Source organism: Flavobacterium kayseriense (assembly GCF_014305095.1).
Lineage (GTDB): Bacteria > Bacteroidota > Bacteroidia > Flavobacteriales > Flavobacteriaceae > Flavobacterium > Flavobacterium kayseriense.
In genome coordinates this window covers 65,153-89,435 of sequence record NZ_JACRUI010000006.1, presented here as the reverse complement: position 1 = coordinate 89,435, position 24,283 = coordinate 65,153, and the positions used below count along the sequence as shown (strand labels likewise).

General features: G+C 32.8%; 26 protein-coding genes. 8 read left to right on the top strand and 18 right to left on the bottom strand.

Going from position 1 to position 24,283, the window contains the following annotated elements:
- Nucleotide 1 precedes the first annotated feature (1 nt).
- The 6 genes from porD to H8R22_RS14995 all read right to left on the bottom strand — a co-directional run bounded on the left by porD (nt 2) and on the right by H8R22_RS14995 (nt 4,788).
- A complete protein-coding gene (gene porD, locus H8R22_RS15020; RefSeq protein WP_187011219.1) occupies nt 2-886 on the bottom strand; it encodes a type IX secretion system protein PorD in 885 nt (294 codons plus the stop codon).
- Complete coding sequence (gene coaBC / locus H8R22_RS15015) at nt 879-2,090, bottom strand: bifunctional phosphopantothenoylcysteine decarboxylase/phosphopantothenate--cysteine ligase CoaBC (protein WP_187011218.1); 1,212 nt, start codon at nt 2,088-2,090, stop codon at nt 879-881. The genes porD and coaBC overlap by 8 nt, the downstream gene beginning before the upstream one ends.
- A gap of 7 nt (nt 2,091-2,097) precedes the next feature.
- Entirely contained in the window at nt 2,098-2,415 is a 318-nt protein-coding gene (locus H8R22_RS15010) for a DNA-directed RNA polymerase subunit omega (protein WP_026709525.1), read from the bottom strand.
- Nucleotides 2,416-2,423: 8 nt separating this feature from the next.
- Entirely contained in the window at nt 2,424-3,218 is a 795-nt protein-coding gene (locus H8R22_RS15005) for an outer membrane protein assembly factor BamD (RefSeq protein ID WP_187011217.1), read from the bottom strand.
- A 137-nt stretch (nt 3,219-3,355) separates the two neighbouring features.
- Nucleotides 3,356-4,237, bottom strand: coding sequence for a 4-hydroxy-tetrahydrodipicolinate synthase (gene dapA / locus H8R22_RS15000; protein ID WP_187011216.1), 882 nt, complete (start codon nt 4,235-4,237; stop codon nt 3,356-3,358).
- Nucleotides 4,238-4,248: 11 nt separating this feature from the next.
- Nucleotides 4,249-4,788 carry a DUF6913 domain-containing protein gene (locus H8R22_RS14995; RefSeq protein WP_225876036.1) on the bottom strand — a complete coding sequence of 180 codons (540 nt, stop codon included), beginning with the start codon at nt 4,786-4,788 and terminating at the stop codon, nt 4,249-4,251.
- Between the two features lie 26 nt (nt 4,789-4,814).
- On the opposite strand from H8R22_RS14995, the gene H8R22_RS14990 reads away from it, so the two are divergent.
- Together H8R22_RS14990 and H8R22_RS14985 are read left to right on the top strand one after the other, a co-directional pair.
- A complete protein-coding gene (locus H8R22_RS14990; RefSeq protein ID WP_187011215.1) occupies nt 4,815-5,600 on the top strand; it encodes a 5'-nucleotidase C-terminal domain-containing protein in 786 nt (261 codons plus the stop codon).
- Nucleotides 5,601-5,721: 121 nt separating this feature from the next.
- Nucleotides 5,722-6,633 (top strand): bifunctional metallophosphatase/5'-nucleotidase, encoded by a 912-nt coding sequence (locus tag H8R22_RS14985; RefSeq protein ID WP_187011214.1) that lies wholly within the window; start codon nt 5,722-5,724, stop codon nt 6,631-6,633.
- Here the strand turns inward: H8R22_RS14985 and H8R22_RS15735 are convergent.
- The 6 genes from H8R22_RS15735 to rpsF all read right to left on the bottom strand — a co-directional run bounded on the left by H8R22_RS15735 (nt 6,583) and on the right by rpsF (nt 11,361).
- Nucleotides 6,583-7,227 (bottom strand): lysoplasmalogenase family protein, encoded by a 645-nt coding sequence (locus tag H8R22_RS15735; protein ID WP_225876041.1) that lies wholly within the window; start codon nt 7,225-7,227, stop codon nt 6,583-6,585. The genes H8R22_RS14985 and H8R22_RS15735 overlap by 51 nt on opposite strands.
- A gap of 73 nt (nt 7,228-7,300) precedes the next feature.
- Nucleotides 7,301-9,304: an NAD-dependent DNA ligase LigA gene (gene ligA / locus H8R22_RS14975; protein WP_187011212.1), complete on the bottom strand. Its 2,004-nt coding sequence runs from the start codon at nt 9,302-9,304 to the stop codon at nt 7,301-7,303.
- A gap of 222 nt (nt 9,305-9,526) precedes the next feature.
- On the bottom strand, nt 9,527-10,000 hold the full coding sequence (locus tag H8R22_RS14970; RefSeq protein ID WP_187011211.1) for a DUF6495 family protein: 474 nt from the start codon (nt 9,998-10,000) through the stop codon (nt 9,527-9,529).
- Between the two features lie 212 nt (nt 10,001-10,212).
- Nucleotides 10,213-10,650: a 50S ribosomal protein L9 gene (gene rplI, locus H8R22_RS14965; protein WP_187011210.1), complete on the bottom strand. Its 438-nt coding sequence runs from the start codon at nt 10,648-10,650 to the stop codon at nt 10,213-10,215.
- Nucleotides 10,651-10,717: 67 nt separating this feature from the next.
- On the bottom strand, nt 10,718-11,014 hold the full coding sequence (rpsR, locus tag H8R22_RS14960) for a 30S ribosomal protein S18 (protein WP_073017581.1): 297 nt from the start codon (nt 11,012-11,014) through the stop codon (nt 10,718-10,720).
- A 5-nt stretch (nt 11,015-11,019) separates the two neighbouring features.
- Nucleotides 11,020-11,361: a 30S ribosomal protein S6 gene (gene rpsF / locus H8R22_RS14955; RefSeq protein ID WP_187011209.1), complete on the bottom strand. Its 342-nt coding sequence runs from the start codon at nt 11,359-11,361 to the stop codon at nt 11,020-11,022.
- A gap of 165 nt (nt 11,362-11,526) precedes the next feature.
- Here rpsF and H8R22_RS14950 point away from each other — a divergent pair, with 165 nt between their 5' ends.
- On the top strand, nt 11,527-12,222 hold the full coding sequence (locus tag H8R22_RS14950) for a LytR/AlgR family response regulator transcription factor (RefSeq protein WP_187011208.1): 696 nt from the start codon (nt 11,527-11,529) through the stop codon (nt 12,220-12,222).
- A gap of 5 nt (nt 12,223-12,227) precedes the next feature.
- Here H8R22_RS14950 and priA read toward each other — a convergent pair whose 3' ends face one another.
- The 4 genes from priA to nadC all read right to left on the bottom strand — a co-directional run bounded on the left by priA (nt 12,228) and on the right by nadC (nt 17,133).
- Nucleotides 12,228-14,678, bottom strand: a complete 2,451-nt coding sequence (priA, locus tag H8R22_RS14945) for a replication restart helicase PriA (protein WP_187011207.1) — start codon at nt 14,676-14,678, stop codon at nt 12,228-12,230.
- A 91-nt stretch (nt 14,679-14,769) separates the two neighbouring features.
- Nucleotides 14,770-15,201, bottom strand: a complete 432-nt coding sequence (locus H8R22_RS14940; RefSeq protein ID WP_187011206.1) for a DUF2147 domain-containing protein — start codon at nt 15,199-15,201, stop codon at nt 14,770-14,772.
- A gap of 71 nt (nt 15,202-15,272) precedes the next feature.
- On the bottom strand, nt 15,273-16,205 hold the full coding sequence (locus tag H8R22_RS14935) for a YihY/virulence factor BrkB family protein (protein WP_187011205.1): 933 nt from the start codon (nt 16,203-16,205) through the stop codon (nt 15,273-15,275).
- 70 nt (nt 16,206-16,275) lie between these two features.
- Nucleotides 16,276-17,133, bottom strand: a complete 858-nt coding sequence (gene nadC, locus H8R22_RS14930) for a carboxylating nicotinate-nucleotide diphosphorylase (protein WP_187011204.1) — start codon at nt 17,131-17,133, stop codon at nt 16,276-16,278.
- 244 nt (nt 17,134-17,377) lie between these two features.
- On the opposite strand from nadC, the gene H8R22_RS14925 reads away from it, so the two are divergent.
- The 3 genes from H8R22_RS14925 to rlmH all read left to right on the top strand — a co-directional run bounded on the left by H8R22_RS14925 (nt 17,378) and on the right by rlmH (nt 20,995).
- Entirely contained in the window at nt 17,378-18,643 is a 1,266-nt protein-coding gene (locus tag H8R22_RS14925; RefSeq protein WP_187011203.1) for a DUF2254 domain-containing protein, read from the top strand.
- A 454-nt stretch (nt 18,644-19,097) separates the two neighbouring features.
- Complete coding sequence (locus H8R22_RS14920; RefSeq protein ID WP_187011202.1) at nt 19,098-20,516, top strand: amidohydrolase family protein; 1,419 nt, start codon at nt 19,098-19,100, stop codon at nt 20,514-20,516.
- A gap of 5 nt (nt 20,517-20,521) precedes the next feature.
- The gene (rlmH, locus tag H8R22_RS14915; protein ID WP_187011201.1) at nt 20,522-20,995 is read left to right on the top strand and encodes a 23S rRNA (pseudouridine(1915)-N(3))-methyltransferase RlmH; all 474 of its coding nucleotides are present in this window, start codon (nt 20,522-20,524) and stop codon (nt 20,993-20,995) included.
- A gap of 19 nt (nt 20,996-21,014) precedes the next feature.
- On the opposite strand, the gene H8R22_RS14910 is transcribed toward rlmH, so the two are convergent.
- On the bottom strand, nt 21,015-21,644 hold the full coding sequence (locus H8R22_RS14910) for a hypothetical protein (RefSeq protein ID WP_187011200.1): 630 nt from the start codon (nt 21,642-21,644) through the stop codon (nt 21,015-21,017).
- Nucleotide 21,645: 1 nt separating this feature from the next.
- On the bottom strand, nt 21,646-22,470 hold the full coding sequence (folP, locus tag H8R22_RS14905) for a dihydropteroate synthase (RefSeq protein WP_187011199.1): 825 nt from the start codon (nt 22,468-22,470) through the stop codon (nt 21,646-21,648).
- A gap of 149 nt (nt 22,471-22,619) precedes the next feature.
- On the opposite strand from folP, the gene H8R22_RS14900 reads away from it, so the two are divergent.
- Complete coding sequence (locus tag H8R22_RS14900; RefSeq protein WP_187011198.1) at nt 22,620-23,171, top strand: DUF1599 domain-containing protein; 552 nt, start codon at nt 22,620-22,622, stop codon at nt 23,169-23,171.
- Nucleotides 23,172-23,174: 3 nt separating this feature from the next.
- Nucleotides 23,175-24,275, top strand: coding sequence for a BT_3928 family protein (locus H8R22_RS14895; RefSeq protein WP_187011197.1), 1,101 nt, complete (start codon nt 23,175-23,177; stop codon nt 24,273-24,275).
- The last annotated feature ends 8 nt before the right edge of the window (nt 24,276-24,283 follow it).

Sequence of the window (24,283 nt, the reverse complement as noted above, 5' to 3'; positions counted from 1 at the left end):
ATTAATACTTGATATTAGTCCATTTAGCCGAGTTTAATGGCGATACCGTATTTAAAGTACTTACTAAATCAGAAATTGTAATACTAGGTCCTGCAGAAAATATAGATACGATTTCATCTGATTTAGCATCGAAAAAAATTCGAGTTAAAAAGGCATTTGGCTTTGTAGCATTCAATTTACTAATATCGAGTATAGACGTTTTGACTTTTTCTTTAGCTGATTTTAAATCTGTGGTCATCATATCTAAGCCCTTATGGTATTCGAAAGATGATTTACGTAGTATTGAATAAGTAGGAGACAGCATATCATTTATTAGAAAATATCTATTTTGATTTCCGTCGTTTTGACTCCAACCCTTGGAACCACTTTGTTGTGCTACATTAGCAATATTTTGAGCAATTTCAAAATTGTTGCGACCCGCCTCTAATTCAAAAGTATCAGCATCCAAAGCTAAAATTACATAACTGTAAAATGCAAGCACGGACACTAAATTAGATTCGAAAGCTGTTGGACTGAAAATAAGATTTTCAAATTCAGTATATCTAAAATTAAAGTCTTTATCATTAAAGTTTAAAACTGGCGAAGAATAGGAAGAGTTGTAAATAGGTCTAGATGATTGTACCTGGATGCTAGCAGTAAATTGGTCACCACCATTAGACAAAATGGTTATAAACATGGAGCAATTAATTTTTTCACTCTGCTTGTAGGCTTGACCGGTCCAGTCTGTTTTGTTTATAAATTCGTTTAGGGATGTTTCTAAAGTTTTAAATACTTGCTGATTTGAATTTGTTAAGCTTTGTGCATTTACTGACACTGTACAATTCAATTGTTGTGCTTGTGACTGACCAAAAAACAAAAGGAATAAAACGATAAAAAATTTATACATCAAAATAGGCTCTTACTTTGTTAATAATATCATCTGCTACCGCTTCCTTGGATTTTAGTAGCATTGGTTCTATTTTAAAATTCTTATCAATAAAGGTCACTTTGTTTGTTTCTTTTCTAAAACCAGCACCTTCATCTTGCAATGAATTCAAAACAATCAAATCTAAGTTTTTTTTCTGAATTTTAGCCTTTGCATTTTCAATTTCATTCTCTGTTTCTAAAGCGAAGCCTATCAAAAACTGTTGTTTTTTTTGCAAACCAAAGGAATACAAGATGTCTTGCGTTTTTTCTAACTCAATGACAAAATTATCCGCAGCTTTTTTAATTTTTTGTGACGCAATTGTTTTGGGTCTGTAATCGGCTACAGCAGCAGCAGCAATCGCTACATCAACATCATTGTAATATCGATGACAAGCATCATACATATCTTGAGATGAGACTACGTTAATTACCGTAATAAAAATATTATTAACCTCTAAATTTGTAGGCCCTGTTACTAAAATAACTGATGCACCTAGGTGAGCGGCGCTTTTAGCAATATCAAAACCCATTTTCCCAGAAGAGTGATTCCCAATAAACCGAACTGGATCTATTGCTTCGTAGGTAGGACCAGCAGTAATTAAAATTGTTTTACCTTTAAGTGGCAATTTGTTTTCTATATCCGTTTCAATAAAAGAAATTATATTTTCCGGTTCCGCCATTCGACCTTGACCTGACAAACCACTTGCTAAATCACCCGTTTCAGCAGGGATAATAAAATTGCCGAAGGATTTTAGCGCAGTAAAATTTTGTACCGTTGAAGGATGAATGTACATATCTAAATCCATGGCAGGCGCAAAATAAACCGGACATTTAGCAGATAAATAAGTGGCAATTACTAAATTATCACAATTACCATTTACCATCTTAGATAAAGTATTAGCTGTAGCAGGAGCTATTACCATTAGATCTGCCCATAACCCTAAATCCACATGATTGTTCCACTCTGCTTCTTGTTCCTCATCATTGTAGAAACTAGAATAGACTGGATTTTTAGATAATGTAGATAAAGTAAGTGGAGTGACAAAATCCTTAGAAGCAGGTGTCATTATCACTTGGACATGTGCACCTGCTTTTATAAAAAGTCGTACTAACGATGCCGTTTTATAAGCGGCAATTCCACCAGATATTCCCAGTAAAACATTTTTTCCGCTTAAAACTGACATTGTAGTATTATTTATTTGAATCTCTGTGATAAATTTTACCGTCTAACCATTCTTGAACTGCTAAAGCGTGTGGCTTAGGTAGTTTTTCGTAAAATTTAGAAACCTCAATTTGTTCTTTGTTTTCAAAAACTTCTTCAAGACTATCATTGTAAGTAGCAAACTCTTCTAATTTCTCTGTCAATTCTTTTTTAATTTCAGAGTTGATTTGATTAGCTCTTTTGGCCATAATGGTTATTGCCTCATACACGTTACCAGTAGGCTCTTCAATAACAGTTTTATTATATGTTATTGTGTTTACTGGAGCATTCGTCTTTTTTAAATCCATCACTTTAATTATTTAGTAAATTTTTGTAAATCTTTTTCAACTCGAGCAATCATTTCATTTGCTTGCTCTTTATATTTTGTATCTGCTTTGTATTTTATTAAACCTGAATATGCTGTTTTAGCAACATTTAAACGCTCTTCCATTTTAGCAGGAACACTATTAATTCCTAATTGGTAAGCTGAATCAAATTTTAAAAACAATGCATCTTCTTTAAAACGTGTTCCTGGAAAATCAATGATAAAATTATCTAAGGCTACGATTGCAGATTTAAAATCTGAAATTGTATTGTAACCTTTTGCATTTTCGTAAACTTTTTTCTCAATTTTTTCAGACAAAAGCCTTAAGCTTTCATTTGCTTCACCTATATACTCTGAGTTAGGATATGTATCTATAAAATTTTGTAATTTATCTATAGCCTTAAATGTGTCCGTTTGATCTAAACTATATTCTGGTGACAACATAGAATAGCTTTTAGCACCTAGGTAAGCAGCTTCTTGTACTTTCTCACTTTTAGGATAACCTGAAACAAAACTTTCGAACTGATATCCTGATAAAGTATATTGTTTTGTTTTATAATAAGATTGCGAAAACATATAAAATAATTTCTCCGCTTGAGGCTTCCCTCTATATTGTGGTGCAATTTGTTCAAACAATCGAATCGCCTTAGAATACTTTCCTGCATCGTACATTTGTGTACCTATTTCGAACTTGGCAGCGATATCCTCTTTTTTCAACGCTTTTTGATACTCATTACAAGAAGTGAATAAAGCAATTAGAACTAATAGAGATACAATTTTTTTCATTTATTTATTTTTTTTTAATCTTATAGATTAATGATAACCCACAAAAAATCATACCGAAGTTTCGGTGGCAAATTTAGTTATTAATTTAGCTACTACAAAATATTTCTTTAGTTAAAAAAAAGTGCCCGATTTAGCTACTATTTGTCAACTTTTTTAACAAAATTATCAATTCTCTCTGACAGTGACTCATCAACAGAAACTAATGGTAAACGAACCGTATTATCAGCAATACCAAGTGATTGAAACACTTGCTTGATACCTGCTGGGTTTCCTTGTTCAAAAATCATATCAATACAGTCCGATAAAAGGTATTGTTTCTTGAAAGCCTCGTCTACCTTGCGATTCAATCCTAGACGTATCATCTCAGAAAATTCCTTTGGAAAACCCTGACCAATAACAGAAATCACACCGGCACCACCAGCTAAAACCATTGGTAAAGCAATCATATCATCACCCGATATTACTAAGAAATCTTCAGGCTTATCTTTTAAAATCTGCATTGCTTGTACCATATCCCCAGCTGCTTCTTTGATAGCAACAATATTTTCAAAATCATTAGCCAATCGCATAACAGTTTTAGGCAACATATTACTAGACGTCCTACCTGGAACATTATAGATTATTACAGGAACTGGAGAAGCCTCAGCAACTCTTTTAAAATGCTGATAAATACCTTCTTGCGTTGGTTTGTTATAAAAAGGAGAAACAGACAAAATGGCCACAAAGGGAGAGAAATCTCTTGATTGAAGTTCTTCTACCACCTTCATAGTATTATTACCACCTACACCTAAAACTAAGGGCAATCTTCCGTTATTGCACTCTACAACGGTAGTAATCACTAACTCTTTTTCCTCTTCAGTCAGCGTAGCGTTTTCTGCTGTGGTTCCCAAAATGACAAGGTATTCGATTCCTCCATCCACAGAAAAATTAACTATTCTACGTAAAGCTTCAGTATCAACTGAAAAATCTTCTCTAAATGGAGTTACAAGAGCAACACCGGTACCAATTATTGATTGCATGATTAATTAAATTATAATTTGTTTAATATTTTTAAATACTTGACTATTTCCTGAGTAAAAACAACATGATTATCAACTGTAGTATTGATTATAAGATCGTTTAAGCGCTTGTCAACTGACGCTAAACCAACTTTAAATTTCGCATTTGATTGATTAGTAAGCAATAATAGTCCTGCTTTCTCTACATCATAATAACTTATTAAAAGATCGAAGTCAGTCACTATAAAATCATTGACATTTGTTGAACTAAATGTAGCATTCCAATTTAAATCCCTTGCACTGAATAATGGGTAACTTACAGCGCTACCTTTTTTTACTTTATCTCGATATACAATGACTACTATGTCTTGATTTGCAATACCCTGTTCTCTAAAACGTTTAATAAGCTGCTCCACTATCTCTAAACTACTTTCCTCTACAACAACACCAATGGTTCTGACAGTGCTAGAATCTGGATTTCTCCTATCGTTTTGCAAACTATTTTTTAATATTCTTTTTACAGAAAAGGCTTTTATATAATTTAAAAACATAGTATTTTTACTTGCTTGCAAAATTAATTATTTAAGTCATATTATAAATGGTAAATCTAAAAAAGTATAACGACGTTTTCAAACTTTTTGTTATATTCTTAACATTTTCTACAATTGTTTCTTGTTCAAACCGTACTTACACAGTAACAAGAATTGAAGGAAAGCAACTTCCTATCACAGCAGCTAATGCCGATGAGAATGATAACACTATCGAAAACTATATATCACCTTATAGATCACGCATTAATAAAGATCTTGACAGCGTACTTGCTTTCTGCCCAGTGACGCTTGATAAAAAAGCGATAAACTTGCAATCGACCATAGGTAACATGATGGCTGATGTAGTATTGGAGTATGGTAACAAAGTTTTTGAAAAGAGAGAAAACAAAAGTATCTCTATATGTATTTTAAACAATGGCGGAATTAGAGCCATTCTACCCAAAGGGAATGTAACGGCACGCAATGGATTTGAAATCATGCCCTTTGAAAACAGTTTAGTTGTAATCGCTTTAAGAGGAAGAGAAATTCGAGAGTTAATCGCTTATTTTGTAAAAGAAAGACAAGCGCACCCACTCGCCGGCTTAACCTTTACAATTGATAAAAATAATGTAGCTAAAAACATTTTAGTACAAGGAAATCAACTACAAGATGATAGCCTTTACTACGTAGGAACTAACGATTATTTAGCCAACGGAGGTGACAATATGAGTTTTTTTAGTAAAGGGGAGCATACCTATGACTTAGATTACAAACTTAGAAATATTCTAATAGACTATTTTAAAAACGTTACCACTGTGACTGCTAAGCAAGACAGCAGGATTATTGTTGAATAAAAATTTATAGCTCACAAAAAGCAATACTATAGCCCCGATAGCAGTGAAAATCCTTATTTATCTTTTTTAAGATAAATAAGATTGTAACGAATAGCGGGAAATAGCTCCAAATAACACACACATGAAAAGAAGAGATTTTATAGAAAAGACGGCTGCTAGCGCTGCTTTGGTTACTATTGGTGGTTCATTAACTGGTTTTCAGACCACCACTATTAAGCACTTAACAATATTGCACACGAATGACGTTCATAGTCACATTGATCCTTTCCCTGCAGATGATCCACGTAATGCAAACATGGGAGGAGTATCTCGAAGAGCTGCTTTGATTGAAAACATTAGAAAAGAAAACCCAAACGTACTTTTACTGGACGCAGGAGATATTTTTCAGGGTACGCCCTATTTCAATTACTATGGAGGAGAGCTAGAATTCAAATTAATGAGTATGATGCAATACGATCTATCTACGATAGGAAACCATGATTTTGACAATGGAATTCAAGGATTATATGCACAGATGCCTCATGCAAAGTTTGAATTCATATCGGCTAACTACGATTTCAAAAACACAGCAATGGATGGTTTAGTTAAACCCTATAAAATTTTCAATAAAAATGGAATCAAAGTTGGAGTTTTTGGTATAGGAATTGAACTAGACGGACTAGTTGATAAAAAAATGTATCAAGAAACGGTCTACAGTGATCCAGTGGAAGCCTCACAAGAAATGATCCGAATATTAAAGAAAGAACAACAGTGTGATGTTGTGATTTGTTTGTCTCATTTGGGATATAGCTATAGAAATGAACCAAATAAAATTTGTGACTTAAAATTGGCTGCTCTAACCAAGGACATTGATTTGATTATAGGTGGTCATACACATACTTTCTTAGACAGGCCTACTGTCGTTAAAAATCTAGAAGGCAAAGAGGTACTCGTAAATCAGGTGGGCTGCTATGGTATTAACCTAGGAAGGATTGATTTTTATCTAGATTCTAGTAAAAGTAAAACGTCTGAAGGAAAGTCTATTTTGGTTTAATACCTTTCCTTTCAATTCCTTTAGTATAAAAAATTGTACTAAAAAATAATAAGAGAATACTTGAGTAGAAATTTGCACAAAATCAAAAACAGAAGAGGATAAATAAAATTTATCAATAATAGAAAAACTATCTGAAAAATAGAAAAAAAGACAAGCAATAAGCAAATTCAAAGTAATTAATGTACTTCTTCTAAAATAGTGCACAACTGAAATTAGTAGTAAAGCGGATAGGAAAAAACTGTATACAGCTAAAAAAGTTAAACTAGACTCTAATTTTTCGAATTGCAATGACAATATAAAGTAATCTAATACAATTAGAGAAACGGCAGTTGCAACTATTAAAATTAAGTTATGGTAATCACTCCACTTTATTTTTAAAAAATCAGGCAATAGGTATAGTAATAGTAGAAAATAAGCAGCCAAAAAAGATAAAATAGACACAGTAACATATTCTTTTGAACTTACCAAGACATATATTTCTCCTATGTAACAACTCAAAAAAATGCTTCCTATAAGCCAATTTTTTTTATTATTTACTACAGCTAAATAATAACATGCAATTGCTGGAATTAGTACTACTTTTGACCACAACATACCTTGCTTCAATCCAACAGTATTAAATACTATTGCGGAAAAGCAAGCTGCGAAATATAGGGTTAGTACTATTTTACTTCTCATCAAGTAGTTTTATAAAATCTTCTTCAGATAATATTGTAATATTTAATTTACTTGCTTTTTCCAACTTAGCTGGCCCCATATTTTCTCCTGCAACCACGTAATTTGTTTTTGCTGATATAGAGCTTCCTATTTTACCTCCATTATCTTCAATCGCTTTTTTAAGATCGTCTCTTGAGAATTTTTTAAATACTCCAGAAACTACAAAGGTATTTCCAGACAATTTTTCGGTTGCATTAAGGTTTATTTTTTCTATAACTTCGAAAGCTAGACCGTATTCTTTTAATCTTGATATAATAGAGGTATTTTCTTCATTTGCAAAAAAGTCTACTACACTTTGAGCAATTCGTTCTCCTATTTCATCTACTAAAACTAAATCAAGTAAAGAAGCTTGAGCTAAAGCATCTACATTTTTATAATGCTTTGCAAGCTTTTTGGCAACAGTCTCACCCACATAACGAATTCCTAACGCATACAAAACCCGTTCAAAAGGAATGCTTTTTGAATTCTCAACTCCTTTGACCAAATTTTCTGCTGATTTTTGCGCCATGCGCTCTAAGGGCAAAATTTGACTTACAGTAAGGGTATACAAATCGGCATAATTATGAACCAAACCATTAGCATACAACAAAGCAACTGTTTCACCACCTAGGCCTTCAATATCCATAGCTTTACGCGAAATAAAGTGCTGAATTCGCCCAATTATCTGCGGAGGGCAACCATAAAAATTAGGACAGTAATGATTGGCTTCGCCTTCGGTACGAACTAATGCTGTATGACACTCGGGACAAGACACGATATAAGTTGTTGGTTGGGAATCTAGTTTTCTTTTAGATAAATCCACCGAAATAATTTTAGGAATAATCTCTCCTCCTTTTTCTACAAAAACAGTATCACCTTCGCGAATATCTAGCTTTGCTATTTGATCTGCATTATGCAACGAAGCACGCCTTACTACGGTTCCTGCAAGCTGAACTGCCTCTAGATTAGCAACTGGTGTTATTGCCCCTGTTCGTCCTACTTGATAGGAAATTGATTTTAAAATAGTCGAAACCTGCTCAGATTTAAACTTATAAGCCATAGCCCAACGAGGAGATTTTGCTGTGTAACCTAATTCATCTTGGTATTGCAAACTATCAACCTTTACAACCACGCCATCTGTCTCATAAGGCAATTCATGTCTATGTTTATCCCAATAGTCAATAAACTCAAAAACTTCAGAAAGATCTTTAGCCAATATAGCTTCTTTAGGCACTTTAAAACCCCAATCTCTTGCTGAATTAAGTCCTTTGAATTGGGAGTCAAAAGGTAAGTTGCTACCAATTAAAAAATATAGTAAGCAATCTAATGGTCGCTTGGCTACCTCGGCACTATCTTGAAGTTTTAAACTTCCTGAAGCAGTATTACGAGGATTTGAATAAGGGGTTTCTCCTATCTCTATTAACTCTTGATTCATTTTTTCGAATCCTGCAAAAGGTAAAATAATCTCTCCTCTTACTGCAAATTCAGCAGGAAAATCACCTTTTAACTCCAAAGGGATAGAACGAATTGTTTTTATATTATTTGTAACATCATCTCCTTGAAAACCATCGCCACGAGTCACCGCACGTTGTAATTTTCCATTTACGTAAGTTATACTAATAGAAGCTCCATCGTATTTTAATTCGCAAGTATATGATAACTCTACATTCCCTAAAACTTTTTGAATACGTGTTTGCCAATCTTGTAAATCTTCCTTTGAATAGGAATTATCAAGAGAATACATGCGATACTCATGAGGAACGGTTTCAAAATTTTTAGTTATCATTCCCCCAACTCGTTGTGTTGGTGAGTTTTGATCAAAATACTCTGGGTATTTATTTTCTAGCTCTTGAAGCTCTTTAAGTTTTAGATCAAAATCATAATCAGATATGGTAGGATTATCTAAAACATAATAGTTGTAGTTATGATTGTTTAGCGCTACACGTAAATCTTCAATGCTTTTAAGAATGCTCATAGAAATAGATTAACAGATATTATTTTAGCCTTAAAAATAGTTGATAAAAAGTTAAAATCACAGGTAATTCAATAGTTTTTGTTTAAAAAAATAGCTTTTTTTTATTCCTTGCTATTTCATCATTTTACCCCTAAAAGACCCCCATTGAAAAAATAAAAATGGTTGTTTCAGCAGTCAAAATAAATGCACTGAAACAACCATTTAAAACCTATCACTAGTCGGTTACGACTCGATGATTGTATTTATTTGAGTATATAGTTGACCATCACTTAAGAAAGCACCTTGCTGAATCAAGGCAAAAAGTGAGCTGTTACGCTCTTCTGTAAACTCTTTTTTACCGGTCTTCATTTCTATATTATCTGTGAACATATTATCACTTAACCACTGTAACCCATCTTTAGTCAAAAAATCCACTTCGGGAACTACCGACTTAAGCACAATCGAATTAACATAAGTGTCGAAACAACGGAAAAGAAAAATATGGTTTTTAGAGAAATGCTCTAGGTATTCAGCTTTTGACAAAACACCTTCCCAAACTAAATCAGAAAAAACATCTAATTCTTGCTCAGCCACTTCTGGTTTGTTTGCTTTAATACTATCCCACTCGGCTTTATCTATTGCTTGAGTTGCTAAAAAATTGGTGAACTCTTGCGTTAATTCTTCGAATTGCTCTTTAGTTAATCTTGTATATTTCATCTTAATAGTTTTTGATTAAAATGCATAAGCATTTACATCACTCATAATTATAATTACAGTTAAATTCATCTATTACGTCGCTAAAAACTTACTATTAGTAAAAAACTTAACTACCCATAGACAAATATAAAAAGGATTATATTAAATAAAAAAAAATCACTCCGAAGAGTGATTTTAAAAGCGTCATTAACTTGTGAGCTAATAATACTGTATTATTCAGCTACGATTTCGTAAGGTAATTCAACAATCACATCTCTGTGAAGTCTTACATTTGCAGTATACTTACCTGTACGTTTTACGATTCCAGAAGTGATAAATTTTCTGTCAATTGATTGACCACCTTTAGCTAAAGCATCAGCAATATCAATATTAGTAATTGAACCAAATAATTTTTCTCCTCCTGCTTTTGCAGTGATTTTAATTTCGATAGCTTTTAAAGCTTCTGCTAATGCCTGAGCATCTGCAACAACTTTAGCTTCTTTGTGCGCTCTTTGCTTTAAGTTCTCAGCTAATACTTTCTTTGCAGAAACCGTAGCTAATTGAGCAAAACCTTGAGGGATTAAGAAGTTACGACCATATCCGTTTTTTACAGATACTACATCATCTTTAAATCCTAAGTTTTGAACGTCTTGTTTTAATATCAATTCCATGTTGTTGTCCTTTGTTATAGAAGTTAGGTTTCATTTTTCAGAAAACCAACAACTGTTATTTTTTTAATTATTTAAGTAAATCAGCTACGTAAGGCATTAAAGCCAAGTGACGTGCTCTTTTTACAGCTACAGAAACTTTTCTTTGGTATTTCAATGAAGTTCCAGTTAAACGACGAGGAAGAATTTTTCCTTGCTCATTTACAAATTTTAATAAGAAATCACCATCTTTATAATCGATGTATTTGATTCCAGATTTTTTGAAACGACAGTATTTTTTTTGTTTGTTAGTTTCTATATTTAAAGGAGTAAGATATCTGATATCTCCGTCTTTTTTTCCTGAAGCAGATTGTTGTAATGTTGCCATGATAATTATGCTTTTTGAGATTTAAGTTTTGCTCTTCTTCTTTCAGCCCAAGAGATAGCATGTTTGTCAAGACTTACAGTTAAGAAACGCATAACTCTTTCGTCACGTCTAAATTCAGTTTCAAAAGCGATAAGAACTTCACCTGGTACAGTGTATTCGAACAAATGGTAAAAACCAGATTTTTTGTTTTGGATTTCGTATGCCATCTTTTTAAGACCCCAGTCTTCTTTAGATACCATTACTGCTCCTCTACTAGTAAGAAAATCTTCAAATTTGCTTACTGTTTCCTTTACCTGAACATCAGATAAAACGGGATTTAAAATGAAAACAGTTTCATAATGATTCATAAATATATATTTATTTGTTATTTTGGCTGCGAAAGTAATCATTATTTTTTAACAAACAATAAAAAAGCATGTTTATTCGTTGTAAGGTAAAAAAAGCCGATTAACATTAGGTCTAACCAAAAATATAGTGTATTTTTACTACTCCAAATCTTTAAATACTTAATTATGAAATTGAATTGTGTAGTAGTAGACGATAGTTCTATACAAAGAATGATCATCGCAAAGTTAGTCAATAATCATCCCAATTTACACTTAATTGGAGATTTTTCGAATGCAATTGAAGCGAGAAGCTGCATGTCTGTGCATACAGTAGATTTAATTTTCCTAGATATCGAAATGCCAGTTATAAGTGGGTTCGATTTTTTAGATGGATTAAAAACGAAGCCACAAATTGTTTTCATTACATCAAAAGCAGAGTATGCTATGAAAGCTTTTGATTATGATGCCACTGATTATTTGCAAAAACCTATTGCAATTGATCGTTTTAATTCTTCTGTAAAAAGAGCGCTTGACCTACACTTGCTTAAAACAGATTCAAAAGAAGAAGAGGGTGAGCACATTTTCATTAAAAGTAATTTGAAAAAATTAAAGATTTATACTGCTAGAATTAAATGGATCGAAGCTTTTGGGGACTATGTAAGAGTAGTTACAGAGGAAGACAGCAATTTAGTTCTTTCGACCATGAAAGCTTTTGAGAATGATCTATCTAAGAAAAAATTTGTTAGAGTCCATAAATCATACATCATTAACATAGATAAGGTAGAACGCTTCAATAGTAAATTTGCTGAAATAGGTCCAACTAAAATTCCTCTAAGCCGTAATAAAAAAGAAGATCTTGTAAAGGCATTATCATTCGCATAAATATTTTAGTAAAAATCTACGTTTACTGAAACTTTAATAGCTCTATATTGAGCAACTGCATCAAAACTATTCAGCATTTTCTGGATAGTTTTTTTTGTATTTACAACTGAAATGGTTACTGGGATTTTGATAATTATTGTACGGATATACTCATTTCTAATTCTGCTAATTGCGGGTTCTTCAGGACCCAAAACTGGAATGTTCAAATTTTGCTGCATTACTTGGTACAACCACATTGATCCTTCCTTTAGTTTATCATAATCTCTATGCTTCAAGGTTAATTTTATGATTCTAAAATAAGGTGGGTACTTATAGATTTGTCTATCGTATAATTGTTCCTTATACATTCCGGCGTAATCTGCATGGGCAACTTGCTGAATGGTATTATGCTCAGGATTATAGGTTTGTACAATTACTTTTCCTTGCTTTTCTGATCTACCAGAACGCCCCGCAACTTGAGTCATCATTTGAAAACTTCTTTCAAAAGCTCTAAAATCAGGATGATACAACATATTATCAGCATTCATTATTCCTACCAAACTAACATTATCAAAGTCGAGTCCTTTAGCTAACATTTGAGTTCCCACTAATATTGAAACTTCTCTATTTTTGAAACTATCAATTATTTTCTCAAAACCAAATTTACCTCTTGTAGTATCTTGATCCATCCTACCAATTTTGTAATCTGGAAAAAGTATTGTCAATTCTTGCTGAATTTGCTCTGTCCCAAACCCTTTTGTGGTAAGCTGTAAACTAGAGCAGCTGTGACAATGCGTAGGTTTAGCTACTGAGTAGCCACAATAATGACAACGCAATTGATTTTTGTGCTTATGATAAGTTAAACTTACATCGCATTGCTGACACTGTGGAACATGGCCGCAAGTCAAGCACTCTAGTAATGGCGAATAACCTCTTCTATTTTGAAACAAAATTACTTGCTCTCCTAAGGTAACTGCATTTGTAATAGCTTCAATTAGTGTATCACTAAAATGTCCATTCATTCGCTTGCGAAAGTACTTATCCTTTAAATCTACTAATTCTATCTCAGGCATTAATACTTTCCCATAGCGCTCTTGAATAGATACTAATCCAAATTTTCCAGATGTCGCGTTAAAAAAAGTTTCTATACTGGGCGTTGCTGATCCCAACAAAACTTTAGCGTTATGAAAACTAGCCAAAACAATCGCTGCATCTCGAGCATGATAACGTGGTGCTGGATCTATTTGTTTAAAGGTTTGCTCATGCTCCTCATCAACAATAATACATCCTAGATTTGCAAATGGCAAAAACAAGGCCGACCTCGCTCCTATTACTATCTGAGCTTTATCACTATTGTTTAAAACCTGATTCCAGACCTCTACTCGTTCATTATTACTGTATTTAGAATGAAAGACAGCTACTTTATTGCCAAAATAAGTACGTAACCTACCTACTAATTGAGTAGTCAGCGCAATTTCAGGAAGTAAGTAAAGCACTTGCTTCTCTGCAGATAAATAATCTTCAATTAGTTTAATATAAATTTCTGTTTTACCACTAGAAGTCACACCATGTAATAAGCAAACTTCCTTTTGAACTAAACTAGTTTTGATGTCTAGATATGCCTTTTCTTGCACTTCACTTAATAGGAGTTCATTTTCATTTATTATTCCAGAGAAAGTAACTCTATCTTGTTGAATATGGTAATCCTCAAAAATTTCTTTATCTATTAATGCCTTAACAACTGTTGAGCTGCTATTTGCTTTTTCTATTAATCTTTTAACAGCAATCGGGGTCTTTTCAGAAGCACGTAATTGAAAGTATGTTAAAACTATTTCTTTCTGCTTCTGGGCATTTTTCAATGTTTCTAGTAGTAATCCCAAACCTTCATTTGAATCGTATTGCTGATGAAGTCGTATGTATCGAACCAATTTTGGTTTGTAACTCTCCTGCATCTCCTCTTGTAATACTAAAATATTTTTGTCTATCAAGTTTTGAATGACGGGAAAAATATTTTTTTTGTTCAAAATATTTATTATATCTTGAATTTTAAGAGAGGATTGTTGCTGCAGGGCTTGATAAATCAGAAATTCGTCATCAGATAAATCACTTTCAACAATAAAAGCATTTGTTTTTTGGGTTATAATTGTTTCACTTTCTAGCAAAAGAGCTGAAGGCATTGCGCCTCGATATACATCACCAATAGCGCACATGTAGTAGGATGCGATCCATTGCCAATGTTTGAGTTGCATTTGTGTCACAACAGGCTTCTCGTCCAGAATTTGATTAATTTCCTTTGCATCATACAAGCTTGGTTTATTCTGATGCAGATTTAATGCTAATGCAGTGTACACTTTGCTTTTACCAAAAGGTACCGCAAGACGCATCCCAATTTTAATATAATTGTATTCTGCCTCCGAAACTTTATAAGTGAAAGTTTTAGCCAGAGAAAGCGGTAAAATTACTTCAACAAAGTGCATTTGAATAAATTTAGAAATATAAATATGGACATTAGAATGATTAGCAAATCAAACCCATGTCCATATCCTAAAATAATAAATTAGTAGTAAACTAACTTTTAACTCTGTACCAATATTGTGTGCGGCCTATTAAAGAAAAACCAATATATCCTCTAACTTTTAGTTTGTCTTTCTCTTCCAAGGTCATTAAGCATTTGTATACCTTACCTGTTTGTGGATCAGTAATTTTACCTCCATTATACTCATCTCCATCTTTTTCAAGACCTTTTAAAATCACAAGGTTTAAAATAGCTTTACCTTTATCCTCACCTTCGCAGTTTTGACATAAATCCTTTTTACGGGCTGGATTTAAAATCTCAACTACCTTTCCATAAACTTTACCTGATTTTTCGTAAATCTCAATAATCGATTTTGCCTCGCCAGTTTGATCATCAATCGTTTTCCATTTTCCTAAAACGCCTTGACTCTGAGCAAAGAACACCGTAGTCATAAAAAGCAAAGCAACTGTTATTGTATTTCTCATATCTAATAATTTTATATTAATAACTAATTTGTTGCTAATCTACGAAGACTACACTAAGACTGCAATAATAATTAACCTATTTCAATATTTTTTTTCTTTTTAAGTTTATGAATTAGTGCATTCAACTCAAAACCAAGCAACAAAATCATACAGTTTATCCAGATATAAAACATAACTATTAACAACGTTCCAATTGAACCATATAGTTGATTGTAACTCGAAAATCGAATTACCCAAATTCCGAAAAAATATGAAATTATAATGGTTAATATCGTCGTAAAAACAGAACTTATCGATATAAAAGACCTGCTTTTATCATGCTTAGTTCCAAATTTAAACAAAATAGAAGTAGTAATTAAAATCATTAAAATTAGAAAGCTATAACGACCAAAAACTATGAGCGGAATCTTATCACTTAATACTTCATTCGCATTTAATTTTTGAATAAATATCTCAAAAGTAACTATTGTCGCTACAGTCACTAGTAATAACAGTGCCAAAACTACTGATATTCCTATCGCTACTAAGTATTGACTAAAAAAACCTCGTTTAATCAATACATGTTTTGAATTTTGAAAACCTCCTAAAATAGCATTTAATCCATTTGCCATTAAAAATATGGAAAGAAGAAAACCGGTAGATAATAAGCCTGAATCACTATTATGTAGAATATCATTTATGATATTTTCGATGGCATAAAAGGTATTTGGCGGAACACCCTCCTCGACAAATTTTAAAAAATCACCTTGAAAACCCGCTATTGGGATATATGGGATTAAATTGAGAATAAATAATGCGAAAGGAAACAAGGCCATAAAAAAGCTGAACGCAATTGCTCCTGCCCTGTTAGATAGAGCGCCTTCAGCTATACCAATACCGTACAGTTCGAGCAAGTCGTACAAAGTTAATCCCTCTAACCACGGTAACTCCACTTTTTTTAGAGATCGAGCTAGGTTTCTAATGACAGGAATTTTATCTATCTTATTTTCAATTTCTACTGACATTAATTACATTATTTGCTATCGCCAATTGTACATATAATATTTTAAAATATTGGTACCTATTCTCAAGGTTTTAAATCGCTTTCAAGCTAAGATCCATATTATAAACGGAATGTGTCAATGCTCCAGAAGAAATATAATCAACACCACATTCAGCATATTGCCTTATTGTTTCCTCATTAATATTTCCTGATGATTCCGTTAGGCAAGAGTTACCAATGTAAGCAACTGCTTCACGAGTCGTATCAAAATCAAAATTATCTAGCAATATACGGTAAACATCTCCTGCGGCAACTATCTCTTTCACTTCTGCTAGATTTCTTGCTTCAACAATTATTTGTAAATCTTTATTATTGTCCTTCAAATAGTTTTTAGTTTTAGCAATCGCTAATGATATACCTCCTGCGAAATCAATATGATTGTCCTTTAACATAATCATATCATACAGCGCGAAACGGTGATTCTCACCTCCTCCAATTTTTACCGCCCATTTTTCTGCAACCCGAAAACCAGGTGTTGTTTTGCGGGTATCTAATATTTTAGTCTTTGTTCCTGACAACAGATGTACGTACTTATTGGTTTTTGTTGCAATTGCTGACATTCGCTGCATCGAATTTAAAACCATACGTTCCGCTTTCAAAATAGATTGAGAACTACCCGCTACATGAAATACTACATCTCCATACTTTACAAAATCACCATCGTTGATAAATGTTTCAATAACTAATGAAGGATCTACATAATGAAAAATCAATTTAGCGAATTCAACACCTGCAATAATCCCTTCATCTTTAACTAAAAGCTTTGCTATACCAGAAGCAGTTTTGGGTATACATGCAAGGGAACTATGATCTCCGTCGCCTACATCCTCTCTGATAGCATTTTCAACTAATATATTTAACTCGTTTTTAAATTGTTTTTCACTAATCATTATTATGGGAATTTTATATAATGCTAAAGTAGAATATATTTTGTGGAATTGAAAATTTGTTTTGTCCTTCCCGCTCTACAACTAAAGGTCACATGTACTACTTTACTGCCTACTAGTGGCACAAAAATTTAAATTAATCTAATGATGAATATTGTTTAGAATATGCTTCTCCTAAATTTTATCACTAATTAAAACGATAGTAATTTCCAATAAAATGAACTAATTTAGTACCAAAGCTAATTTTATGAAAGAAAACATAACGCATATATTTCATCGGATACAAGAAAAACTATGGTTTAGGCCCGTTATATTTTGTTTAATTTCGATTTTAGGAGCACTGTTAGCACATGTTGCTGACACAACTACTTTACATGAGATAGTTCCTGATTTGAAAACAGAATCAATTACTGAGTTACTAAATATCATTTCTTCGAGCATGTTGGTGATCGCAACTTTTACTGTTGGTTCGATGATTTCAGCTTTTGCAGCAGCTAGTACCACGGCAACACCACGCTCTTTTAACCTGATAATCACAGATGACGTTTCTAGGAACTCACTATCAGCATTTATCGGATCATTCATATTTAGTATTGTAGCCTTGATTGCTGTTAAAAATGGGTACTATGGAAAGGCAGGGCTATTTACCTTGTTTATTTTAACTTTACTATTTTTCACATTGGTTATTCTAACCTTTTTAAGATGGGTAGAAAGAATATCTAGATTAGGTCGAATGGGGCATACCATAAAACTAATTGAGAACGCCACGCAAATAGCAATTACAAAAAGATTAAGCGCACCTATTATGGGAGGCATTAAAGTTGATCCCAACAATAGAAAAGACTTAAAGGTCTTTAGTGAGGACATAGGTTACATTCTAACAATTAACAGAGATAAACTCCAAGAAATCGCTGAAAGTTTAGATGCCATTTTTACTATAAATGCATTGCCCGGTAAATTTGTTTCATTGGATATACCTTTACTATTTATCCAATTTAATAAAATAGAAGAAAATCGAGAAATTGACCAAGAGGCTATTAGAAAGTCCTTTAATATGGGAGACACTAGATCGTTTGACGATGACCCGCGCTTTGGTAGTATCACTCTAAGCGAAATAGCTAGCAGAGCGTTATCACCTGCTATAAATGATCCAGGAACGGCAATTCAAATTATAAATAGTCATGTCCGATTATTTTCATTATTCGACCAAATTCAAAAAACAGAAAATCAACGAGAAGAAATTTACAATAGAATTGCAGTACCTGAAATAACTATCGACGATTTATTTGAAGATGCTTTTAGACCTATTGCTAGAGATGGTGCAGGTAACATCGAGGTGATGATCCGATTGCAAAAAGCTCTTAAGTCTCTTGCTAATTTTAAACATTGCGATATGAAACAAGTTGCTTTGAAACACTCAATGCAAGCTTGTTCTCGTGCTGAAAATGCGCTAACGCATAACCAAGATGTTATTGAATTAAAAAAAGAAAGCCTGTTTAATACAGAGCCATAGCGAAATGTTGACATTAGTAAGATATTTAAATCTAAAAGATTTTAATTAGTAGGGAATGTAAGCGACATGGTCTAACTAATGATCAAAATTACTTATTGAAAATACTTTAACAAACGTAAAATCTAGCTTCAAACCTTCAAAGTCGGCAACTACAATCTTCGCAAGCCTTTCAATAACGCTTTAAGTAGGTTAAAACACATTGATAAGTACACCTTTAAAAATGTCTAAAAGTATGATGCTGATAAAAATTGAGGCAAATTGAACAGCAAGACGTCAATTTCAGCTTGCCAATTCATCAAGCTTACTTATTAATTAACTGTGAATTTTACCTGTTTTTTATTAACTCAGAAACTCTTATCTTTGTCGCGTTTTAAAGTTATCGTTCGTCTATCTCACAAAAGACGTCAAAATTGAACTTCATAGACAATACTATTTACCTTTCTAAAACCACTTTATGAAATTATATATCGTTCTGCTTCTTTCGGCTACAATAAATTTAAGCTTTGGACAAACAACTACTACCTATTTTGAAAAAATAAGAAACAACGAAGCTGCTTTAACCGCATTTTTTAGTCAAATGCCCAAAGGAGGCGATTTGCACCATCACTTTAGTGGTTCTGTCTATGCTGAGCCTATGTTAGAGGACGCTATAAACGAAGATTTTTATTTAAACACGACTACAATGGAAGTGCTCAAAGAAAAACCTAGCTCAGGAAACTGGGAACTTTTATCAGAAATTGCCAAGCGTGGAGAACTATATGCATACAAACAAAAGATAATGGAAAAATGGTCTGCAAAGGACTATAATGGTGTTAGTTATCCCTCTGATAAACTATTTTTTGAATCATTCGGGAAGTTTAGTCCAACGCTACCCGGTCATTTTGGAGAAGGTTTATTAGAACTAAAAAATAGAGCTATATCTGAGAACTTGAGTTATATTGAAACACAATTATCTACAATCCCATCTAATATAAGCACTACCGAGTTAGTCCCTTTTAATTCACAATTGAGAAAAGCAGCAGGAAATAAGGATGAAAAAGCAGTTGAAGCATTTCTAGAAACACTTTACAAGACGTTCCAAAAAAGCAATGCCAAGAAAGATGTTCAAGATTTTAACACCAACTTTGTTGCAAAAATGCATAACGATTTAAAAATTGACGACGCTAATTTCACCATGCGTTATCAAAATTTTGTTTTACGTTTTATGGAACCTGTTGATTTATTTAAGAATCTTGTAATCGCTTTTATGTCAGCTGACTCAAGTAATTTAATGGCGGGAGTTAACATTGTTTCGCCTGAAGACGGTGAAACCTCCATGAAAGATTATTGGTTACATATGGTCATGTTTAAATACTGCCACAGCATTTTTCCAAAAGTAAAATACACACTACACGCTGGAGAACTTACTTTAGGTTTAGTTCAACCGGAAGATTTAACTACGCACATCAACGACGCTGTATATATTGCGGGAGCAAACCGAATAGGTCACGGTGTAGATATGGCTTATGAAAAAAGCGCGTATTCACTACTGAAATATATGGCTAAACAAGATATCCCGATTGAAATAAATTTAGTTAGCAATGAGTTTATTTTAAAGGTTAAAGAAAATCGTCATCCTATCACATTATACAAAGAATTCAATGTTCCTATTGTTATTAGTACTGATGACGCCGGAATATTGCGAACAAATATGACGGAGCAGTATGTTTTGTTAGCCAAAAGATATCCTGATGTAAGCTACGCAAATATTAAGCAGTATGTGTACAACAGTATTAATTATAGCTTTATCAAAGAGGTAAAAGTGAAGCAACAACTACTGAAAGATTTAGACCAAAGGTTCGCTAAGTTTGAAGCAAATTTTCCCATAAAGTAGACTAAATGAACATCAAACTAATTGCCATTGGCAAAACCGATAATAAAGCACTACAAACGTTAATAGATGATTACACGAAACGTTTGTCATTCTACATCAAATTTGATTTAGAGATAATTCCTGATATTAAGAACGTCAAAAACTTATCCGAAAGTCAACAAAAAGAAAAAGAAGGCGAACTGATTCTAGCAAAAGTCACTGCAACAGATCAACTTATTTTATTAGACGAAAACGGAAAAAACTTTTCGAGTGTAGGGTTTTCAGACGAATTACAAAAAAAGATGAACTCGGGCATCAAAACACTCGTATTTGTAATTGGTGGCCCTTACGGATTTTCAGATACGGTTTACTCTAAAGCGCAAGGCAAAATATCTCTTTCGCTGATGACGTTTTCTCATCAAATGGTGCGTCTATTTTTTATTGAGCAATTGTATCGAGGCTTTACCATATTAAGAAACGAACCTTATCATCATCAGTAAAATGTTAAAAATAGTCTGATTAATAAATACATTCTAAAGGAACTTCTTCAGTAAACGTATCTAAGTCTTTTACAATTATCTTAGTTTGTAAATACTCATCAAAGCTCATGTTTTTATCAAAAAGTAATATAATTTTTGGCTGTATCGCATAATTAATACTCTCAATGTAAGCCACTACTCTGTCCTTTGCTATTTCTTGATTGTGTATTACAACTGCATCTGAGTTTTTTTTGAAATGTAAAATTAGACTTCCGCTTAAAGGCTTTTGCATGCTGTAAAATACGTCTGTAAATGCGATAAAAGCCATATTTTTGCCAATGCTATCAGCGTAAGCGTAATAATTCTCGGCATTTTCATTTTTATGTGCTTTCTCTTCGCGCTTTTTTTGTTGCAATTTCATTACCTCCGGAATCACCAATCGCAAAGGCAAACGCCTGTCAATATTTAAAATCCAATTAGTCGAAATAATACTGTTTTTACGATTAACATCGGCTATAGTATCTTTTCCTTCAGTTCTAAAAAAAATGTAAATCGGTGAGTGATCAACAACATCAGAAACAACAGTAGTGTTTGATTTTGGCAACAAAACAGTTTCTTTTTTTCCACAAGATAGCAAAATAAATAAGGTAATTAGACTGTAATATTTCATCTTAGTTTTTTAATTTTTCATATAATTTTACTGCTTCAACTGCTTCTCTTACATCGTGCACTCTCAAAATAGAGGCTCCTTTTGAAAGCGCAAATCCATTTAAAAAAGTAGTACCGTTAAGCGCCTCCTTTGCATTAGAATCTAATACTTTATAGATCATAGATTTTCTTGAAATCCCTGCTAAAATAGGTAAATCTAAAATCTGAAATAATTCTAAATTTCGTAAAACTTCATAATTTTGGTCTAATGTTTTTGCAAAACCAAAACCAGGATCGATAATCAAATCATTTATTCCTAAAGTACGAGCCTTTGCAATGATACTCGAAAAATAAAAAAGCATTTCTTTTATAATATCATCGTACTTAGTTAAACTTTGCATGGTTTGTGGTGTGCCTCTCATGTGCATGACAATGTAAGGCACGTTATACTGTGCAATAACAGTAAGCATTCCTTCATCTAGATTCCCTCCTGAAATATCATTAATGATCGCAGCACCGTTATCGAGTGCTTCTTTTGCGACAGCGCTCCTAAAAGTATCGATAGAAAGTAAGGTATCTGGATAATGCTTTAAAATTAATCGAATTACTGGGACAAGCCGATTTATTTCCTCCTCCTCCGAAACAAAATCAGCACCTGGTTTACTAGAATAGGCACCTACATCTATGAAAGTGGCTCCATCATTTAACATTTTTTTTACTTGAGATAGTATTTCATCATCGTTTGTAAACTTGCCTCCATCGAAAAAAGAGTTGGGTGTAATATTTAAAATCCCCATTACTTTGGGTTGTGATAAATCAATAAGTTGTCCTTTGCAATTAATAGTCATAACTTCTTTACTTACAATTTTAGTTTTTTAATTCTTAGCTATTTCAAAAGTCTAGTAATTATTTTGAAGAAACTTTAAACTTTAAACATTAAACTTTTTTAAAATTTATCCCTATTTTTGAGCAAATTTTAGACAAATATACATCAATAATGAAGAATACTTCTCAAGAATATGATACCGTAGTGGCGATTTGTCGTTCCCTATTTATTAATAAAATGACTGATTATGGCAGTGCTTGGCGAATTTTACGTTTACCGTCGCTTACAGACCAAATTTACATCAAGGCACAACGAATTCGTAGCTTACAAGAAAACGAGATTCGTAAAATAGATGAAGATGAATCAGGGGAGTTTATTGGTATTATCAATTATTCAATCATGGCTTTGATACAATTAGAGCTTGGAGTTGTTGATCAACCTGACTTAGAGGTAACGAAAGCAACTGCCCTATATGACGCTAAAATTCAACTTACCAAGGAACTAATGGAGGATAAAAACCATGACTATGGTGAAGCTTGGAGGGAAATGCGCGTAAGTTCATTAACCGACTTAATTTTACAAAAACTACTTCGCGTAAAGCAAATCGAAGATAATAAAGGAAAAACAATTGTATCAGAAGGTATCGATGCTAATTATCAAGACATGATAAACTATTCAATTTTTGCATTAATCTTAATGGGCTTCGGGCTTCAAAATAAATAATAAATGAAAAATATCATTACTCAATTTTCTAGAATTTTTGTTGGAATTCTATTCATTATTTCTGGATTAATAAAATTAAATGACCCCATAGGTTTCTCTTATAAATTAGCAGAGTATTTTGGTGAACCTGTTTTTAATATTCCGTTTTTAGTACCAGCTGCATTGTCATTAGCTTTGTTTTTAGTAATTGCAGAAGTCATTCTAGGAGTAATGCTATTAATCGGCTATAAATCCACATTTACTATTTGGAGTCTACTGCTAATGATTGTATTTTTTACATTCCTTACCTTTTATTCTGCTTACTTCGACGTGGTAAAGGATTGTGGTTGCTTTGGAGACGCATTGAAACTGACCCCATGGGAATCATTTACCAAAGACGTAGTACTGTTGGTCTTAATCGTTATACTATTTTTAAACAAAAAACTAATTCAGCCCCTATTTGAAAAATCAGTTCAAAATGTAATTACTTATGCTAGTATAGTACTGTGTATGTTTATGGCTGTTTGGGTATTAAACCATTTGCCAATAATTGATTTCAGACCTTTTAAAGTAGGTAATAATATACAAAAAGGAATGGAAATTCCTGAAGGAGCACCTAAATCAGTAGTGGCAATGACTTTTATTTACAAAGTTAACGGCGTAGATACTGAGTTTTCTGAAGACGACTTAATGAATCTTCCTGATGGTGCAGAATTTGTTGATAGAAAAGACAAAGTAATAACGGAAGGCTACATACCACCTATTCATGATTTCACCATGATGAAAGATGATTCTGACTATAAAGATGAGTTATTGCTGGAGCCAAAATTACTTATGATAATTTCTTACGATCTAACTATTGCTGAAGTAGGCGGAATGGAAAAAATGGAAAAACTTAACCAAGATGCCAAAGCAAAAGGCTATAAAGTGATTGGTATGACTAATTCCTCTTTAGATGAAATACAGAAAGCACAAAAAAAATACGGGCTTACGTTTGACTATTATACTTGTGACGCTATTGCCTTAAAAACAATTGAAAGAGCAAATCCAAGTATTGTAATTCTTGATAAAGGTACTATTAAACAAAAAGTACATCACAATGATATAGAGGACTTAAATCTTTAAAAAAAACA

Coding starts and splice junctions, on each gene's coding strand:
- porD (WP_187011219.1), bottom strand. CDS start 886: ATGTATAAATTTTTTATCGTTTTATTCCTTTTGTTTTTTGGTCAGTCA.
- coaBC (WP_187011218.1), bottom strand. CDS start 2,090: ATGTCAGTTTTAAGCGGAAAAAATGTTTTACTGGGAATATCTGGTGGA.
- H8R22_RS15010 (WP_026709525.1), bottom strand. CDS start 2,415: ATGGATTTAAAAAAGACGAATGCTCCAGTAAACACAATAACATATAAT.
- H8R22_RS15005 (WP_187011217.1), bottom strand. CDS start 3,218: ATGAAAAAAATTGTATCTCTATTAGTTCTAATTGCTTTATTCACTTCT.
- dapA (WP_187011216.1), bottom strand. CDS start 4,237: ATGCAATCAATAATTGGTACCGGTGTTGCTCTTGTAACTCCATTTAGA.
- H8R22_RS14990 (WP_187011215.1), top strand. CDS start 4,815: ATGGTAAATCTAAAAAAGTATAACGACGTTTTCAAACTTTTTGTTATA.
- H8R22_RS14985 (WP_187011214.1), top strand. CDS start 5,722: ATGAAAAGAAGAGATTTTATAGAAAAGACGGCTGCTAGCGCTGCTTTG.
- H8R22_RS15735 (WP_225876041.1), bottom strand. CDS start 7,227: ATGTTGTGGTCAAAAGTAGTACTAATTCCAGCAATTGCATGTTATTAT.
- ligA (WP_187011212.1), bottom strand. CDS start 9,304: ATGAGCATTCTTAAAAGCATTGAAGATTTACGTGTAGCGCTAAACAAT.
- H8R22_RS14970 (WP_187011211.1), bottom strand. CDS start 10,000: ATGAAATATACAAGATTAACTAAAGAGCAATTCGAAGAATTAACGCAA.
- rplI (WP_187011210.1), bottom strand. CDS start 10,650: ATGGAATTGATATTAAAACAAGACGTTCAAAACTTAGGATTTAAAGAT.
- rpsR (WP_073017581.1), bottom strand. CDS start 11,014: ATGGCAACATTACAACAATCTGCTTCAGGAAAAAAAGACGGAGATATC.
- rpsF (WP_187011209.1), bottom strand. CDS start 11,361: ATGAATCATTATGAAACTGTTTTCATTTTAAATCCCGTTTTATCTGAT.
- H8R22_RS14950 (WP_187011208.1), top strand. CDS start 11,527: ATGAAATTGAATTGTGTAGTAGTAGACGATAGTTCTATACAAAGAATG.
- priA (WP_187011207.1), bottom strand. CDS start 14,678: ATGCACTTTGTTGAAGTAATTTTACCGCTTTCTCTGGCTAAAACTTTC.
- H8R22_RS14940 (WP_187011206.1), bottom strand. CDS start 15,201: ATGAGAAATACAATAACAGTTGCTTTGCTTTTTATGACTACGGTGTTC.
- H8R22_RS14935 (WP_187011205.1), bottom strand. CDS start 16,205: ATGTCAGTAGAAATTGAAAATAAGATAGATAAAATTCCTGTCATTAGA.
- nadC (WP_187011204.1), bottom strand. CDS start 17,133: ATGATTAGTGAAAAACAATTTAAAAACGAGTTAAATATATTAGTTGAA.
- H8R22_RS14925 (WP_187011203.1), top strand. CDS start 17,378: ATGAAAGAAAACATAACGCATATATTTCATCGGATACAAGAAAAACTA.
- H8R22_RS14920 (WP_187011202.1), top strand. CDS start 19,098: ATGAAATTATATATCGTTCTGCTTCTTTCGGCTACAATAAATTTAAGC.
- rlmH (WP_187011201.1), top strand. CDS start 20,522: ATGAACATCAAACTAATTGCCATTGGCAAAACCGATAATAAAGCACTA.
- H8R22_RS14910 (WP_187011200.1), bottom strand. CDS start 21,644: ATGAAATATTACAGTCTAATTACCTTATTTATTTTGCTATCTTGTGGA.
- folP (WP_187011199.1), bottom strand. CDS start 22,470: ATGACTATTAATTGCAAAGGACAACTTATTGATTTATCACAACCCAAA.
- H8R22_RS14900 (WP_187011198.1), top strand. CDS start 22,620: ATGAAGAATACTTCTCAAGAATATGATACCGTAGTGGCGATTTGTCGT.
- H8R22_RS14895 (WP_187011197.1), top strand. CDS start 23,175: ATGAAAAATATCATTACTCAATTTTCTAGAATTTTTGTTGGAATTCTA.